Here is a 15,857-nt window from a genome sequence, read left to right as displayed (position 1 = left end):
AGGTATCAGAAGTGCGAATGCTGACATGAGTAACGTAAGGGGAGTGAGAGACTCCCCCGCCGAAAGTCCAAGGGTTCCTGCTTAAAGCTAATCTGAGCAGGGTTAGCCGGCCCCTAAGTCGAGGCAGAAATGCGTAGACGATGGGAACCACGTTAATATTCGTGGGCCTGGAGGAAGTGACGGATCATCGAGGTAGTCCAATCTTATCGGATTGAAAGGGCTGCTGCGTGGTTCCAGGAAATAGCTCCTCCTTATAGACCGTACCCGAAACCGACACTGGTGGACTGGTAGAGTATACCAAGGCGCTTGAGAGAACTATGCTGAAGGAACTCGGCAAATTGCACGCGTAACTTCGGAAGAAGCGTGACCCTTTCATGCGCAAGCATGGGAGGGTGGCACAGACCAGGGGGTAGCGACTGTTTATCAAAAACACAGGGCTCTGCGAAGTCGCAAGACGACGTATAGGGTCTGACGCCTGCCCGGTGCTGGAAGGTTAAGAGGAGGGGTGCAAGCTCTGAATCGAAGCCCCAGTAAACGGCGGCCGTAACTATAACGGTCCTAAGGTAGCGAAATTCCTTGTCGGGTAAGTTCCGACCTGCACGAATGGCGTAACGACTTCCCCGCTGTCTCCAGCATAGACTCAGTGAAATTGAATTCCCCGTGAAGATGCGGGGTTCCTGCGGTTAGACGGAAAGACCCCGTGCACCTTTACTATAGCTTTACATTGGCATTCGTAGTGGCATGTGTAGGATAGGTGGTAGGCTTTGAAACCTGGGCGCCAGCTCAGGTGGAGCCACCCTTGAAATACCACCCTTATCACTATGGATGTCTAACCGCGGCCCGTTATCCGGGTCCGGGACAATGTATGGTGGGTAGTTTGACTGGGGCGGTCGCCTCCTAAAGAGTAACGGAGGCGCGCGATGGTGGGCTCAGAACGGTCGGAAATCGTTCGCTGAGTGCAATGGCATAAGCCTGCCTGACTGCGAGACTGACAAGTCGAGCAGAGACGAAAGTCGGTCATAGTGATCCGGTGGTCCCGCGTGGAAGGGCCATCGCTCAACGGATAAAAGGTACGCCGGGGATAACAGGCTGATGACCCCCAAGAGTCCATATCGACGGGGTTGTTTGGCACCTCGATGTCGACTCATCGCATCCTGGGGCTGGAGCAGGTCCCAAGGGTATGGCTGTTCGCCATTTAAAGCGGTACGTGAGTTGGGTTCAGAACGTCGTGAGACAGTTCGGTCCCTATCTGCCGTGGGTGTAGGAATATTGAAAGGATCTGTCCCTAGTACGAGAGGACCGGGATGGACGGATCTCTGGTGGACCTGTTGTGGCGCCAGCCGCATAGCAGGGTAGCTATATCCGGACGGGATAACCGCTGAAGGCATCTAAGCGGGAAACCCACCTTAAAACGAGTATTCCCTGAGAACCGTGGAAGACGACCACGTTGATAGGCCGGGTGTGGAAGAGCGGCAACGCTTGAAGCTTACCGGTACTAATAGTTCGATCGGCTTGATCGTTCTCATTCCTAATGCCCATTTCTGGCGACAATCTTTGGATTGCGCCGAGATGGATGGCGCAGAAAACAGCTTCTCGAGCAACGTGCGTTTTGCCGACCTGGTGGTTATGGCGGAGCGGCTGCACCCGATCCCATTCCGAACTCGGCCGTGAAACGCTCCAGCGCTGATGGTACTTCGTCTCAAGACGCGGGAGAGTAGGTCGCTGCCAGGTCTGCCAAGCGCACGTTGTTTAATCTTCTCCTTACGAACAGGCCCGCCAACGGGACTCCGGGCCGCGCAAGCGGCCCTTTCATTTGGCGGAAGCTTGAATCCGGTGAGCCAAGGCTTACCTTTAGGGTTGACGCGGGGTGGAGCAGCCCGGTAGCTCGTCAGGCTCATAACCTGAAGGTCACAGGTTCAAATCCTGTCCCCGCAACCAAAATACGAAAACGGCCCGCCTTGTGCGGGCCGTTTTCGTATGCGCTGAAGTACGGCGACAGGACACTTAGCATTCAGCCGCCAATTTCTCGCGTATGTGTTCCGATCCACCTCTCATACGTCGGGCGAATGGCCGATCGGGATTTACGACGCGCCAAAAGGGCGCGCTGCCGTCTTGACTGATATGCACCAAGTGCCGCCGCACAGTCACCGGGCAGCAGGCGTCTGCTCCGTATTTTGCCGCGAGCTTACGTCGTAGCTCTCCAAGGTCCGACAAGCGGCCAGGTCGTGCAGCCCGGAGCTCGTCAGCGACCATTTTCTCGGTTGGGATCAGCATGCTCTGCATAAGGGTCTTGCCTTTGCGTCTCGTTTTGACTACCGGCAATGCGCTGATAATTCACCTCCAGGAACTCCCCTACGGAAGACGAACAAGGATGCCGCAATCCGACAAGTCTCGGATTGATTTGATTGCCGTGGCCTTATGCCGCCGGGAGTTTTTGTTGGCTCCGTGCTGCCCAACGGAGCGGAACTCTACGTCTTCGCCGACATGGCTCGAGTTGCAGCTCTAACCGGCATCCCGGTTGGTCAAAGCGATGTGGCAGCAGCCGAAACCGTGGCCCGGTGTCCAGGTGACATTGTCGAAGCGTACCCCGGTGGCCTCGAACAGGCCGCGATCGAAGGCGCCGGCGATGCGGCAGAGCGTGGCGAGTTTCTCGTCGTCGACGCCGGCTTCGAGCCAGGCGTCCTTCAGCGGGCAGCGCGTGACCTTGAAAGCAATGCGGTCCGGACCGCGTTCGACGTCGGTCGGATACATGCGACCGCCATCCGGGCTGACGGCCAGGAACGCCTCGCCGATCGCCGGTGCGTCGTTGGGGCCGAAATCGGCGAAGGCCGCCGCCGCAACCTCCCTGCCTCGCCGTTCAATGGTGCGGATCATGATCGCCTCAGCCTTTTCCGCGCCAACTTCCGCGGTTAGCTCGTCGAGCAACAGACGATAGAGATCGGCACGGTTGCGGAAGGCGGAATCGAGTTCGCGTGACAGTTTTTCGGCTCGGGCTTCGGCGTCGGTCATGATGCGTCCTGTTCGATCCTCGACAGTCTTGGCGCTGCCGCCACCAGCGCCTTGCCGATCGCGGATTGCGGCGCGTCGATGACGGTGCGGGTATCGCCGCTCTCGGCAATCCGCCCGCCGTCCAGAATGGCGATGCGGTGGGCGATGGCACGGACGACGCCGAGATCGTGCGAAATGAAGAGATAGGCGATGCGCTCCTCGCGTTGAAGGTCGAGCAGCAACCGCAGGATCTGCGCGCGCACCGACAGGTCGAGTGCCGACACCGCCTCGTCGAGCACGACCAGCGACGGTCTTGTTGCGATGGCGCGGGCGATTGCAACGCGTTGGCGCTGCCCGCCGGAAATTTCGTGAATGGCGCGGCCGGCGAGACCGGGGCTGAGGCCGACGCGTTCCAGCAGAGCGGCAATGCGGCGCGGGCGCTCGGCGCGAGAGGCGATGTGATGGATGCGCAAGGGGTCGTCGAGCACACGCGCCACCGTGGCGCGTGGGTTCAAGGCGGCGAGCGGATCCTGAAACACCATCTGCAGACGAGCGCGCCGGTCGCGCAACGCAGCGCCGTTCAACGACAGGAAATCACTGCCTTCAAACTCGATTCGGCCAGCATCGGCTTCGATGAGCCGCAGTATGAGCCGAGCGATCGTCGATTTGCCGCTGCCGGAAGGTCCGGCCAGCGCCAGCGTCTCGCCATGATCGATGTGGAGGGAAACATCGTCGGCCGCGGCGATGATCTTGCCGCCGCTACTGTATCGTTTGGTCAGGCCGGAAACGGCGAGCAGCGGACGAGTCATGTTCGCTGCAGCAGCGGCTCGGCGTCTAGGCCGAGATTGGCGTCGAGCAGCGCCCTTGTGTACGCGTGACGCGGCGCACCGACCACCTGCGCCGTCGCACCGAGCTCGAGCAGCTCGCCATGCTGGAACACGGCGATGCGCTCTCCAAGCTCAGCGGCCAGCCCGATGTCGTGGCTGATGAACAGCAGCGTCATGCCGTCCTCGACCACCAGTCGCCGGATCAGCCCGACGATCTCGGCCTGCACGATGGTGTCCAGCGCGCTGGTCGCTTCGTCGGCGATCAGCAGTTTCGGCCCGGCCGCGATCGCGGCGGCGATCGCCACGCGCTGCTTCTGGCCACCGGAAAGCTGGTGTGGAAAGGCATGCATGGCGGCATCGGGGTCGGGCAGACGGACGCGTTCGAGCAAGGCTTTTGCTCTGGCATAGGCGTGTCGCCAGTCAAGTCCGAGATGCGTGCGCGCGACTTCCGCGATCTGCTTGCCGATTGGCATGACCGGATCGAGACTGGCGGATGGGTCCTGGAAAACGAAGCCGATATCGCGGCCTCTGAGAGGAAGGCTATTGAGAACAAGGAAAGACTGACGATCTTTCGCATGAGACGATCGAAATTCCGTCATCTGCCACTCGATCGCTCCGCCGATCTTGGCAGTGGCCGGCAGCAGCCCAGCAATCGCCAGCGCCAAGGTGCTCTTGCCCGAGCCGCTCTCCCCGATGATGGCGAGGCGCTCGCCGGCGGCGACATCGAACCTGATATGTCTCAGCGCAGCCACCTCGGTGCCGTCGCGGCGATAGGTCACCGTCAGATTGCGGATCGAAGCAAGCGCCGTCACGACAGGCTCCTCCTCACCGATGTCGTCTCGACGACGCCTTCGCCGGCGAGATAGACGCCGAGCACGGTCAGCACGAGTGCTATTCCCGGAACGATCGAGAGGAAGGGCGCGGTGCGCAGCACGGCGCGGCCTTCGGCGATCATGCCGCCCCAGGTCACGCGGTTGGGGTCGCCGAGGCCGAGAAAAGACAATGCCGCTTCGGTGAGAATAGCCGCGGCGACGATCACCGACGACAAGGCCAGTACCGGCGGCAGCGCGTTGGGCAGCACCTCGCGAAAGGCGATCTCCAGCGGATGCATGCCGATGACGCGGGCGCCGGCAACAAAATCGCGCTCGCGGATCGACAGCACTTCGGCCCGCGTCACGCGTGCCGGTCCGGTCCAGGCGCCCAGCGCGATCGCAGTGACGACGACGCCGAGCGACGGCCCGACAATGCTGACGAAAGCCAAAGCCAGCAGGAAGGCTGGGACGGTCTGGAAAGCGTCGGTGATGCGCATCAGCACCTCGTCGACAAGGCCGCCGGCAAAACCGGCCAACGTGCCGATTACGGCGCCGACGACAAGCGCGGTGGCTGCTGCTGCCAGGCCGACCGCGAGCGAGGTGCGGGCGCCGTGGAAAAGCTCGGCCAGCACGTCACGGCCGAGGCGGTCGGTACCGAGTGGCAGCGACCAGTCCTGGAACGGCGACAGCAATGCCGGCCCGGCAATGGCCTGCGGATCGCTCGGAAAGAACAAAGGTGCGGCAAGCGCCACGGCAGACAGCGCCGTCAGGATGACCGCGCCGGCGATCGCTTCCGGCGTGCGAAGAAAGCGGCGAAGCGGGCTCACGCGCCGGCCTCACTGGCCCCGACGCGCGGATCAAGGACGGCGTAGGCGATGTCGACGAGAAGGTTGATGATGACGACCAGGACGGCGCTGATGAGAATGATGCCGAGCAGCAACGGCGTGTCGCGTGCCGCCACCGCTTCCTGCGCCAGCCGGCCAAGGCCTGGCACGGAAAAGACGCTTTCGATAACGACGCTGCCGCCCAACATTTGCGCGGACTGCAGGCCAAGCATGGTGACCAGCGGCAACAGCGCATTGCGGGCGACGTGAGCGAGCACCATGCGGCGGCGGGAAAGTCCCCTGGCGCGGGCGGCCAGCACAAAATCCTGTCGCCAGACCTCGGCCATGCCGGCGCGCATCATGCGCAGATAGAGCGCGAGATAGATGAAGCCGAGCGCCGAAACCGGCAGGACGAGATGGCGGGCGATATCGGCGGCGCGATCGAGGCCGGTCCGGGCCGAGGCGATACTCTCGATGCCGCCGATCGGAAACCATCGCAGGTCGACGGCAAAGACGATGATCAGCACCAGCCCAAGCCAGAAGCCCGGCACGGCATAGAGCGCCAGCGAACCGACGGACAGAAAGCGATCGCGAAAACTGCCGGGCCTGGCGCCGGCATAGATGCCGAGCGCCGAGCCGAGACCGAAGGAGAGCGCGGTGGCGCTGCCCATCAACAGCAGCGTGTTGGGCAGGCGCTCGAGGATGACGTCGCGGATCGGCCGCGAAAAGGTGACCGATTGGCCGAGATCGAGATGCAGCAGCGCCCAAAGATAATTGGCGAGCCGCGTCAGCTCCGTCTGGTCGAGACCCCAGCGGTGACGCAACAGCTCGATCATGCCGGCGTCGCCGCCGGTCGAGACGATGTAGGCATCGACCGCGTCGCCGGGAGCGGCTTCGAGTAACAGGAAGGTGCCGATGACGACAATCAGCAGCACGAAGATGCTGCCGACGAGACGGCGGCGAAGCAGGATGACAGCGCGGGTCATGGCGTAACGCCGATAGGAGAGCCAAGTCTTCGGTGCCGCGCTCTACGGCGCCCCCCTCTGTCCTGCCGGACATCTCCCCCACAAGGAGGGAGATTGGCAGCTTCGGCGTTGCCGGCCGTCTTGCAACGCTGGAGATTGGCGAAAGCGACAATGACAGCCGATCTCCCGCCTTGTGGGGGAGATGTCCGGCAGGACAGAGGGGGGCGCGAAAAAGCTCTCATCGTTGAAGCTGAGCACCCACACAAGCGGGGCGCAAGTCTGGAGAGACTTCCTTACCCCTTCAGCCAAGTGTCCGCCCAGTTCGATACCGCCCAGCGCGGGTTGTTGGCGATGTTCCTGACCGTATCACGTGCGACGCTGATGAAACTCCATTCGGCGACGTTGATCAGTGGCAGGTCGGCGGCAACTTTTCTCTGGAACTCCTTGTAGAGTTCGGTGCGGGCGGCGGTGTCGAGCGTCTCCGATGCCTTGGCGATCAGGGCATCGAGTTCGGCGTTCTTGTAGCCGCCCTGGTTGGAGAAGGGCACGCCGTCTGGAATGCCGCTCTGCACCAGGATGGTGGTCGAGATCGCAGGATCGCCGCGGAACACCGGCGGCCCGACCGCAAGGTCGAAGGCGTGGTCGGTGTAAACAGCCTTGATATGCGCGGCCGAGTCGTTGTTGACCAGCTGAGCGTCGATGCCGATGGCGGCGAGCGCCTGGCGCAGATAGTCGCCGAACTGCTTGGTCTCGTTGAAATAGGGCGCCGGCAGCAGTTTCAGTGAAAAACGCTTGCCGTCATCGCCTCGGCTGTAGCCGGCCTCGTCCAGCAAGGTGTTGGCCTTGGCGACGTCGAAGGCGTACGTCGGCACGTCGGCGGTGTAGAATTGCGGGTCGTTTTTCGGCACCGGGCCAGTGGCGGTGGCGGCATAGCCGAGAAACACCGTCTTGACGACGAAATCCTTGTCGATGGCGTGAGCGATCGCCTGGCGCACTTTCAGGTCGGCCAGCTCCTTGCGGCGATGGTTGATCTCGACGACGAGCTGGTAGGTCAGCCCTTCATAACCCTTGGTGATCACGTTGAGGCCGGGCACTTTGGAGATGCGGTCGAGATCGGCGAGGGGCACGGCGGAGAAGGCGGCGAGCTGAATCTCCTCGGCCTCGAGCGCGCTGGCCGCTGCTGTGCGGTCCGGCAGCACCTGATAGATGATCTCGTCGAGATGGGGCTCGTCCTTGCCCCAATAATCCGTGTTCTTCTCCAGCCGGTAATATTCGCCGGGTTTGTATTCGGCGAATTTGAACGGACCGGTGCCGACCGGGGCGTTGTTGGCCGGGTTGTCCTCGATCTTTCCGGTCTCGTAGATGTGCTTGGGCACCACGCTGCTCAGCGCCGGCAAGGCGTTGCGGATCAGCTGGAACGGTGTCGGCTTGGCGAATTTGAACACGGCGGTGGCTTCGTCCGGCGTGTCAACCGCCTCCAGATCCTTGAACACGGTGCGGCCGAGATTCTGCAGCGGCTTCCAGACCTGCAGCGCCGAGAAGGCGACATCGGCTGAGGTGAATGGCTTCCCATCATGCCATTTGACGCCCTCGCGCAGTTTGAACGTCACCGACAGGCCGTCGGCGGCACCTTCCCAGCTGAGCGCCAGGCGCGGATCGAGCCCGTCCTTGCCGCCGAAGGAGGCCTCGGCCAAGGTTTCCACGATCTTGCTCGAAATGAAGAAGACGCCGTTCGAGGCGACAATCGCCGGATTGAGATTGCGCGGCTCGGAATCGGCGGCGACAACCAGTCGTCCGCCCTTTCTCGGCGTCTGCGCCGAGCCGATCGTCGGCATGGCGGTGGAGGCCAACAGCAATGCCGAACCGGCCAGCATTGTACGTCTGGAAATGGTGAACTCTGGCATGATCGAACTCCGTCCTCTCCGCGGACCCGCCGGGTCCGCCGTACCCCTCGGACGCTCGTGAGCATCCTGCAAAGCTGATTATGGGCCTTGTGCGGGGTTTCGCCAAAGACGGAATTGGCGCATCCTCACGTGGCTTTGAAATTTCCGTCCGCTGGACCAGTTGGACAGAAAACGGTTCGACGCGCGGTTTTAGCAGGACCAGACTGGAGTAAAGTGCAGCAGGTGGAGCAGCTTTTGGGGCTGGTTCGCCCGTTCTGGCTGGACCAGATCGGGCAAAATGATGCAGATTTAAGCATAGCCGAGGTTCAGAGCCGGAAAAGCCGGTGCCGGCGAGCGGCCGGCTAAGGGATTTCAGGGAGAGAGACATGAACATTGCCCCAGGCAAGAATGCCGTCGGCAGCGTGCCGTTCGACCAGGCCAGGGTGGACGGGCTGATGGAGGAGGCCGGCATCGACGTGCTGCTCGCCACCTCCAAGCACAACACGCAATATCTGCTTGGCGGCTACAAGTTCATCTTCTTCGCCGCCATGGATGCAATCGGCCACAGCCGTTATCTGCCTGTCGTCGTCTATGAGAAAGGTGGGCCGGAGCATGCCGCCTATATCGGCAACCGCATGGAAGGCGGCGAGCACCAGAACCATCCGTTCTGGACGCCGACACTGCATGCCGCCTGCTGGGGTACGCTCGATGCCGCCAATCTGGCGGTCGAGCATTTGCGAAAGATCGGCAAGGGCAATGCCCGCATCGGCATCGAGCCCGCCTTCCTGCCGTCCGACGCCTATATGCTGATCCGCAACGCGCTGCCGGATGCCAAGCTGATCGATGCGACTGATATGCTGGAGCGCATGCGGGCAATCAAAACCGAGGCGGAGCTGGAAAAGCTGCGCATCGCTTCTGAGCTGATCACCGATTCCATGCTGGCTACCATCGGCTGGGCACGCGAAGGCACGACCAAGAGCGAGATCATCGAACAGCTCAGGCGCGAGGAGACCAATCGCGGCGCGCATTTCGAATATTGCCTGTTGACGCTAGGCTCCAGCCACAACCGCGCCGCCTCGCCGCAGGCGTGGAGGAAGGGCGAGGTGATGTCGATCGATTCCGGCGGCAACTACCACGGCTATATCGGCGATCTTTGCCGCATGGGCGTGCTGGGCGAGCCTGACGCCGAACTCGAGGATCTGCTGGCCGAGATCGAGACCGTGCAGCAGGCGGCCTTCTCCAAGGTCAAGGCGGGCACGCTGGGCGGTGACATGATTTCTCATGCCGAAGGCGTTCTGAAGAAATCCAAGGTTGCGGCCTATACTGATTTCTTCGCGCATGGCATGGGGCTGATCACGCATGAAGCGCCGTTCCTGATGACCAACCATCCGGTGACCTATGAAGGCACCTATGCCGCAAAGCCGCTGGAGAAGAACATGGTGCTTTCGGTCGAGACGACCATGCTCCACCCGACGCGCGGCTTCATCAAGCTGGAGGACACGGTGGCGGTGACCGATGCCGGTTACGTCATGTTCGGCGATCGGGGCAGGGGCTGGAACAGGGGTGGGGCTTAGGCGCCTTCTATCTCACTTCCCGCCCGGCGGCATCAACCTGAAATCCGGCAACTCCCGCAATGCCAGTTCCGGCCCTGCCGGCGAATAGACGACGAAAAGCTGCATCGGCCCGTCGCCGGTATTGAGCGTCGAGTGGAAGCGGCTTTCCGGCACATAGATGGTGCAGCCGGGGCCGACTTTCTCGACGACCGGGTTGCCTTTCTCGTCTTCGACCATCTGCTCGCCATTGCCTGAGATGACAAAGATGATCTCCTCCGCACCCGGATGGTTATGACGCGTATGGCCTTTGCCTGACGGTAGGTCGACGACACCACCGGAAAATCGCTTTGCGCCGTTCACTTCGGGAGCGACCGTCAGCGACAGCCTGCCCCAGTCGAAGCCGAAGGCGCTGACGTCTTTTGGATATACGAATACCTTGCTGTTGTCGGTCATCGTTCCACCCTTCTGTTTGCTGGTCTCTACGCAGCGCCGAACGTGACCGCCTTGAAATCCGCCGTCTGCCTGGCGATTGAGGCTTCCGCCGGCAGCCGCTCCATCGAACTGGCGCCATAGAACCCGTGCAGGCCCTTGCAGCGCTCGAGAATATATCTGGCGTCGTCCGGCATCGAGATCGGCCCGCCATGGCAAAGCAGGATCATATCCTCGCGCGCTGAGCGTGCCGCTTTGGCGATGGCGTCGATCTCGCTCACACAGTCGTCCAGCGATTTAGCCGATGTCGCGCCAATCGAGCCGCCGGTGGTCACCCCCATATGGGCGACGACGATGTCGGCGCCAGCTGTTGTCATGGCGCGCGCCTCGTCTGGGTTGAAGACATAGGGCGTGGTCAACAGGTCGAGTTTGTGAGCCTCGGCGATCATGTCGACCTCGAGCCCGAAGCCCATGCCGGTTTCTTCAAAACTCTGCCGCATCTGGCCGTCGAACAGTCCGATGGTCGGAAAGTTCTGCACACCGGAAAAGCCCATCGTCTTCAACTCGGCCAAAAGCAGCGGCATGATGACGAAAGGATCGGTGCCGTTGACGCCGGCCAGCACAGGCGTCTTCTTCACTACCGGCAGCACTTCGTAGGCCATTTCCTTGACGATCTCGTTGGCGTTGCCATAGGCGAGCAGGCCGGCGGCCGAGCCGCGCCCGGCCATGCGGTAGCGGCCGGAATTGTAGATGATGATCAGGTCGATGCCGCCGGCTTCCTCTGCCTTGGCCGACAGGCCGGTGCCGGCACCGCCGCCGACGATCGGCACGCCGTCCGCGATCATCTTGCGGAATTTCTCCAGGATTTTCTTGCGCGGTATGGCGGCCATGTCTTGGTGTCTCACTGTCTGGCGATGTCGAGGAAGGCCGTCGTGGCAGCCCAGGCGAATTCGGGGTCGTTGATATGAAGCGGCAGGCGCAGCACGCGCCGCGTTTTGGCCGGTTTGATGGTACGCTCGATCGCCCCGAACAAAGCGGCATCGGCTTCAGGGTCGAAGAAGGCGCCGCCTTCAATGTCGAGCGCCGACACGCCTTTCTCCGGAATGAGGAAACGAACCGGACCCTGGCAGAGGCTCAGCCTTGTACCGATCCATTCGCCGATCGTTCTGCTTTCGTCGGCAGTGGTGCGCATCAGTGTGACGTTTGGATTGTGCTCATAGAACAGCCGGCCGCGATAGCGTTCCGGAATTGTCGGCGGCGCCCAGAAATTGACCATGTCGAGCGCGCCGACCGAGCCCACATAAGGCAGCCCGGTGCGGGCGATGGCGCCAAAGCGATCTTCGGTCGCCGGCAGCACGCCGCCAAGCACCAAGTCGCAGACTTCGGTCGTTGTGATGTCGATGACGCCTGACAACAGGCCGCTGTCGGCCAATTTTTCCATGGTGCGGCCGCCGGTGCCGGTGGCATGAAAGACCATGCAGTCATAAGTCGAACGAAGCTCATCGGCGATCGCGGTCACGCATGGCGTGGTGACGCCGAACATGGTGAGGCCGAGCGACGGTTTGCCCTCGGGCGGCGGCGCCGGCTTTGTCGCCATGCCTGATATCGCCTGGGCGGCATTGTGCAGCACGACACGCGAAAGCCGGTTGAGGCCGGCCATGTCGGTCACCGACGGCATCATGACGATGTCGGAGATGTCGACGTAAGGCGCGGTGTCACCCGAGGCCAACGTCGAAACCATGATCTTGGGCAGACCGAGTGGCAGCGTGCGCATGCCTGCGGTGATGATCGAGGTGCCGCCACCGCCGCCAATGCCGATAATCCCGGCAATATCGCTGCGCGACTGGACAAACCGGGCAAAGGCGGCAGCCATCGCCGCCACCGCGGTGCCGCGATCGTCGACGCCGAGCACGGCATTGCGACCCTCGGAATGGTGGCTGGCGACCTCGTCTGCCGAAACATCGACCGGCACGGTCGCGCCGCGTGTTCCGATGTCGACACGGGCAATCGAAGCGCCGGTAGCCGCGACCGCATCGGCCAGAAATGCGAGTTCCTCGCCCTTGGTGTCGGCGGTGCCCACCACATAGATGCGCTTCATCGCGTTTCCCCGGTCTTGGGCGTGCTCGGCGCTGCCGCCCCTTTTTGCCCGGCCGTTCGACGGCGCGAAGGGCCATTGCAATTTTTTGAGACACGCGTATCGTATTGACATGAATGTCTCACGTCAACAAGCGGCAATGGACGACGATGCCAGCCAAGGGCCGAACCCCCAAGTAGAGCGCGGGGCCCGCGCGCGCACCAGGCGTCTCATGCTTGAGACGGCGACAAAGCTGATGCAGGCGGGCGCCACGCCCTCCGTCAGCGAGGTGGCGGAGGCAGCGGAGGTCTCGCGCGCCACCGCCTATCGGTATTTTCCGAGCCAAGCGGCGTTGGTGCAGGCGGTGGTCGATGAGGGGCTTGGGCCGATCCTTACGTGGAAATCGAGCTCTGCCGATCCCGAGCGCCGGGTCGCCGAGCTGTTCGAGACCGCCATGCCGCGCATCGAGGTCTTCGAAGCGACGTTCAAGGCGGCGCTGAAACTGTCGCTCGACCAGTGGGCGCAGCGACAGGCAGGCACGCTTGACGGCGAACCTGCCTTCACGCGCGGCCATCGCGTCGATCTTTTGAAAGATGCGATCGCGCCACTCAAAGGCCGGTTGCCGCCGCGCGAATTCAAGCGGCTCGCGCAGGCGCTGTCATTGATCTTCGGTGTTGAGGTGCTGATCGTTTTAAAGGATATATGGGGATTGGATAGCCGCAGTATGATGTCGGTTGCGCAATGGGCGGCCGGCGCTCTTGTGCGCGCGGCTATGACCGAATCGATGATTGAAGGAGATGGGATCGCGCCGACGACCGTCGTGAGATGACGCCAATCTGGTTCGACCAGATTTTCAACCTGGCTATTCATGCTACTAGCGATGCAGCGGCCCAAGTAAGGCATTCATGTATCAAGGAGTAGGAAAATTCAGGGAAAACAGGCAGATATCGCAGAAGCCAACTTGTCTGCGTGTCCGCCACCGTCCAAGAAAGGGCTTGACGTTCCTCTTAAATTGGTAATACCAGATCAGGACAAATAAAGCGGATCAAAGGTGAAGGCTGAGATCCGTTTCGGTCGAGCGAGGAGGCTCAAAAACCGGAACGGTGCCGTCACGGGAGGACTACCAGGGCCGGCCTCGCCGCCGGCTCGCATGACGCGGTAGAATGCGCACAAGGGAGGAAATCATTATGCGCAAGACAATGACCAGCTTGCTTGCTGGTATCGGCCTAGTGCTCGCCTGCGGAACGTCCGTCTACGCGCAGGAAAAGGAACTTACAATCTTCTGGGCGGAATGGGATCCGGCCAATTACCTGCAGGAACTCGGCAACGAGTACGAGAAGGAGACCGGCGTCAAGATCACGGTGGAAACCACACCGTGGCCCGACTTCCAGACCAAGGCCTTCACCGAGTTCAACGCCCATGGCGACGCCTACGATATGGTCGTCGGCGACTCGCAATGGCTTGGTGCCGGCTCGACCGGTGGCCACTATGTCGACCTGACCGACTTCTTCAACAAGCACAAGGTCGGTGAAGTGATGGCACCGGCCACGGTGAAATACTATGCCGAATATCCGGGCGGCAGCAGCAAGTACTGGGCCATTCCGCTCGAAGGCGACGCCGTCGGCTGGTCCTATCGCAAGGACTGGTTCGAAGACCCCAAGGAAAAGGAAGCCTTCAAGGCCAAGTATGGCTACGATCTCGACGTGCCGAAGGATTTCAAGGCGCTACGCGACATCGCCGAATTCTTCTACCGGCCGGACCAGAAAAAATACGGCATCGCCATCTACACCGACAATTCTTATGACGCGATGGCGATGGGCTTCGAAAACGCGCTGTTCTCCTTTGGCGGCGAGCTGGGTGACTATAAGACCTACAAGGTCGATGGCTTCATCAACTCCGACAAGGCGATCGCGGCGCTCGACGCCTACAAGGAACTCTACAAGTTCACGCCTCCGGGCTGGGCCAAGTCGTTCTTCGTCGAGGACAACCAGGCGATCACTGAAAACCTGGCCGCGATGAGCATGAACTACTTCGCGTTCTTCCCCTCGTTGATCAACGAGGCGTCGAACCCGAACGCCAAGAACACCGGCTTCTTCGCCAATCCAGCCGGACCTGGCGGCGACCAGTTCGCCGCACTCGGCGGTCAGGGCATCTCCATCGTTTCCTACTCGCAGAAGCAGGAAGAGGCGACGAAGTTCCTGGAATGGTTCATCAAGGACGAGACCCAGAAGAAATGGGCAGCGCTTGGCGGCTACACCTGCAGTGCCGCCGTGCTCAAATCGCCCGAATTCCAGAACGCCACGCCCTATAACAAGGCGTTCTACGAGACCATGTTCAAGGTCAAGGACTTCTGGGCGGTTCCGGAATATGCCGAACTGCTGCAGCAGCTCAACCAGCGCATCTATCCCTACATGATCGGCGGCGAAGGCACCGCCAAGGAGACGCTGGACGCACTGGCAGCCGACTGGAACGCGACCTTCAAGAAATATGGCCGCGGCCAATAAGCATGAAGTTTCACGGAGGGGGCGTTCGTGCCTCCTCCGTTTCTTTTTCTGATTTTTGAAATCTTTCTGATTTCTGAACTGGGAGCAGGGTCTTGGCGACCACAATGATCACCACGCTGGACAGGTCCTCGCGGGCCGCCGCTCGCGGTCTAAGCGACATTTCGATCCGCAATCTCTTCATCATCCCGACGATCCTGTTTCTGATCGTCTTCAACATCTTCCCGCTGATCTATTCGCTGGGCTATTCGTTCACCGATTTCCGCGCCTCGACCAGCGCGGCGGCGAATTTCGTCGGGCTGCAAAACTATCGCGACCTGCTCAGCGATCCCTATGTCTGGTCCAACTTCGCCATCACCGCAAAATACGTCATCATCTCGGTCGCCGGCCAGCTGCTCGTCGGCTTCGGGGTGGCCATGCTGCTCAACCGCGACATTCCGCTCAAGGGCCTGCTGACGACGCTCCTGTTGTTGCCGATGATGCTGTCGATGGCCGTCGTTGGCCTGTTCTGGAAGCTGCTCTACGATCCGTCCTTCGGCATCATCAATTATGCGCTGGGCCTCGGTACCTTCGAATGGCTGTCGAATCCGAAAATGGCGCTCTACGCGGTCGCGCTGACCGACATCTGGATGTGGTCGCCCTTCGTCATGCTGTTGTCGCTGGCCGGCCTGTCGGCCGTGCCCAAGCATCTCTACGAGGCAGCCGCGATCGACAGGGCCGGGCCGTTCTACACCTTCTTCCGCATAACGCTGCCGCTGGTTGCGCCGATCCTGATGATCGCGGTCATCTTCCGCACCATGGAGGCGTTCAAGACCTTCGACCTCGCCTACATCCTGACCAGCCAGCCGACGGCCGAGCTGATCTCGATCCGGCTCTACAAGATGGCGTTCCAGGAATGGCAGACCGGGCGTTCCTGCGCGCTCGCCTACATCGTGCTGATCATGGTGCTGGCGATCACCAACATCTATGTCAAATACCTCAACAAGGTGAAGGAGCGCTGA

The 15,857-nt window shown here is 61.4% G+C and carries 13 protein-coding genes, 1 tRNA gene and 2 rRNA genes (1 of these 16 cut by a window edge); 7 read left to right on the top strand and 9 right to left on the bottom strand.

Annotation, left to right across the window (positions count from 1 at the left end; genetic code table 11):
• The 3 genes from NKH80_RS20700 to NKH80_RS20690 all read left to right on the top strand — a co-directional run.
• Positions 1 to 1,520: ribosomal RNA gene (locus tag NKH80_RS20700) — 23S ribosomal RNA — on the top strand; it begins 1,287 nt to the left of the window's first position.
• 96 nt (positions 1,521 to 1,616) lie between these two features.
• Positions 1,617 to 1,731: ribosomal RNA gene (gene rrf / locus NKH80_RS20695) — 5S ribosomal RNA — on the top strand.
• 130 nt (positions 1,732 to 1,861) lie between these two features.
• Positions 1,862 to 1,938: transfer RNA gene (locus tag NKH80_RS20690), tRNA-Met, on the top strand.
• 564 nt (positions 1,939 to 2,502) lie between these two features.
• Here NKH80_RS20690 and NKH80_RS20685 read toward each other — a convergent pair.
• The 6 genes from NKH80_RS20685 to NKH80_RS20660 all read right to left on the bottom strand — a co-directional run bounded on the left by NKH80_RS20685 (position 2,503) and on the right by NKH80_RS20660 (position 8,320).
• Positions 2,503 to 3,009 (bottom strand): L-2-amino-thiazoline-4-carboxylic acid hydrolase, encoded by a 507-nt coding sequence (locus tag NKH80_RS20685; RefSeq protein WP_352993194.1) that lies wholly within the window; start codon positions 3,007 to 3,009, stop codon positions 2,503 to 2,505.
• Positions 3,006 to 3,797 (bottom strand): ATP-binding cassette domain-containing protein, encoded by a 792-nt coding sequence (locus NKH80_RS20680; protein WP_352993192.1) that lies wholly within the window; start codon positions 3,795 to 3,797, stop codon positions 3,006 to 3,008. The genes NKH80_RS20685 and NKH80_RS20680 overlap by 4 nt, the downstream gene beginning before the upstream one ends.
• On the bottom strand, positions 3,794 to 4,627 hold the full coding sequence (locus tag NKH80_RS20675) for an ABC transporter ATP-binding protein (protein WP_352993190.1): 834 nt from the start codon (positions 4,625 to 4,627) through the stop codon (positions 3,794 to 3,796). Before NKH80_RS20675 ends, NKH80_RS20680 begins: the two co-directional genes overlap by 4 nt.
• Positions 4,624 to 5,454, bottom strand: coding sequence for an ABC transporter permease (locus NKH80_RS20670; RefSeq protein WP_352737557.1), 831 nt, complete (start codon positions 5,452 to 5,454; stop codon positions 4,624 to 4,626). The genes NKH80_RS20675 and NKH80_RS20670 overlap by 4 nt, the downstream gene beginning before the upstream one ends.
• Positions 5,451 to 6,437 (bottom strand): ABC transporter permease, encoded by a 987-nt coding sequence (locus NKH80_RS20665; protein WP_352993188.1) that lies wholly within the window; start codon positions 6,435 to 6,437, stop codon positions 5,451 to 5,453. Before NKH80_RS20665 ends, NKH80_RS20670 begins: the two co-directional genes overlap by 4 nt.
• 272 nt (positions 6,438 to 6,709) lie before the next feature.
• Positions 6,710 to 8,320: an ABC transporter substrate-binding protein gene (locus NKH80_RS20660; RefSeq protein ID WP_352993186.1), complete on the bottom strand. Its 1,611-nt coding sequence runs from the start codon at positions 8,318 to 8,320 to the stop codon at positions 6,710 to 6,712.
• A gap of 365 nt (positions 8,321 to 8,685) precedes the next feature.
• On the opposite strand from NKH80_RS20660, the gene NKH80_RS20655 reads away from it, so the two are divergent.
• Positions 8,686 to 9,873, top strand: a complete 1,188-nt coding sequence (locus tag NKH80_RS20655) for a M24 family metallopeptidase (RefSeq protein WP_352993184.1) — start codon at positions 8,686 to 8,688, stop codon at positions 9,871 to 9,873.
• A 12-nt stretch (positions 9,874 to 9,885) separates the two neighbouring features.
• On the opposite strand, the gene NKH80_RS20650 is transcribed toward NKH80_RS20655, so the two are convergent.
• Genes NKH80_RS20650 through NKH80_RS20640 form a run of 3 tightly spaced genes read right to left on the bottom strand, consistent with a single transcriptional unit; the run spans position 9,886 to position 12,379 of the window.
• On the bottom strand, positions 9,886 to 10,305 hold the full coding sequence (locus tag NKH80_RS20650; RefSeq protein ID WP_352448407.1) for a cupin domain-containing protein: 420 nt from the start codon (positions 10,303 to 10,305) through the stop codon (positions 9,886 to 9,888).
• 26 nt (positions 10,306 to 10,331) lie between these two features.
• Complete coding sequence (locus tag NKH80_RS20645) at positions 10,332 to 11,171, bottom strand: phosphoenolpyruvate hydrolase family protein (RefSeq protein ID WP_352448406.1); 840 nt, start codon at positions 11,169 to 11,171, stop codon at positions 10,332 to 10,334.
• An 11-nt stretch (positions 11,172 to 11,182) separates the two neighbouring features.
• Positions 11,183 to 12,379 (bottom strand): Tm-1-like ATP-binding domain-containing protein, encoded by a 1,197-nt coding sequence (locus NKH80_RS20640; protein ID WP_352448405.1) that lies wholly within the window; start codon positions 12,377 to 12,379, stop codon positions 11,183 to 11,185.
• A gap of 109 nt (positions 12,380 to 12,488) precedes the next feature.
• Here NKH80_RS20640 and NKH80_RS20635 point away from each other — a divergent pair, with 109 nt between their 5' ends.
• From NKH80_RS20635 to NKH80_RS20625, 3 genes are all read left to right on the top strand, one after another.
• Positions 12,489 to 13,184: a TetR/AcrR family transcriptional regulator gene (locus tag NKH80_RS20635; protein ID WP_502900978.1), complete on the top strand. Its 696-nt coding sequence runs from the start codon at positions 12,489 to 12,491 to the stop codon at positions 13,182 to 13,184.
• 358 nt (positions 13,185 to 13,542) lie between these two features.
• The gene (locus tag NKH80_RS20630) at positions 13,543 to 14,859 is read left to right on the top strand and encodes an ABC transporter substrate-binding protein (RefSeq protein WP_352448404.1); all 1,317 of its coding nucleotides are present in this window, start codon (positions 13,543 to 13,545) and stop codon (positions 14,857 to 14,859) included.
• 92 nt (positions 14,860 to 14,951) lie between these two features.
• A complete protein-coding gene (locus NKH80_RS20625) occupies positions 14,952 to 15,857 on the top strand; it encodes a carbohydrate ABC transporter permease (RefSeq protein ID WP_254816733.1) in 906 nt (301 codons plus the stop codon).

The organism is Mesorhizobium sp. M0904, assembly GCF_040319475.1.
Taxonomy (GTDB): Bacteria; Pseudomonadota; Alphaproteobacteria; order Rhizobiales; family Rhizobiaceae; genus Mesorhizobium.
Note: the sequence above shows the minus strand (reverse complement) of the source record. Positions and strands in the feature narration are given on the sequence as shown.

Coding starts and splice junctions, on each gene's coding strand:
- NKH80_RS20655 (WP_352993184.1), top strand. CDS start 8,686: ATGAACATTGCCCCAGGCAAGAATGCCGTCGGCAGCGTGCCGTTCGAC.
- NKH80_RS20680 (WP_352993192.1), bottom strand. CDS start 3,797: ATGACTCGTCCGCTGCTCGCCGTTTCCGGCCTGACCAAACGATACAGT.
- NKH80_RS20645 (WP_352448406.1), bottom strand. CDS start 11,171: ATGGCCGCCATACCGCGCAAGAAAATCCTGGAGAAATTCCGCAAGATG.
- NKH80_RS20635 (WP_502900978.1), top strand. CDS start 12,489: ATGAATGTCTCACGTCAACAAGCGGCAATGGACGACGATGCCAGCCAA.
- NKH80_RS20640 (WP_352448405.1), bottom strand. CDS start 12,379: ATGAAGCGCATCTATGTGGTGGGCACCGCCGACACCAAGGGCGAGGAA.
- NKH80_RS20630 (WP_352448404.1), top strand. CDS start 13,543: ATGCGCAAGACAATGACCAGCTTGCTTGCTGGTATCGGCCTAGTGCTC.
- NKH80_RS20650 (WP_352448407.1), bottom strand. CDS start 10,305: ATGACCGACAACAGCAAGGTATTCGTATATCCAAAAGACGTCAGCGCC.
- NKH80_RS20685 (WP_352993194.1), bottom strand. CDS start 3,009: ATGACCGACGCCGAAGCCCGAGCCGAAAAACTGTCACGCGAACTCGAT.
- NKH80_RS20665 (WP_352993188.1), bottom strand. CDS start 6,437: ATGACCCGCGCTGTCATCCTGCTTCGCCGCCGTCTCGTCGGCAGCATC.
- NKH80_RS20660 (WP_352993186.1), bottom strand. CDS start 8,320: ATGCCAGAGTTCACCATTTCCAGACGTACAATGCTGGCCGGTTCGGCA.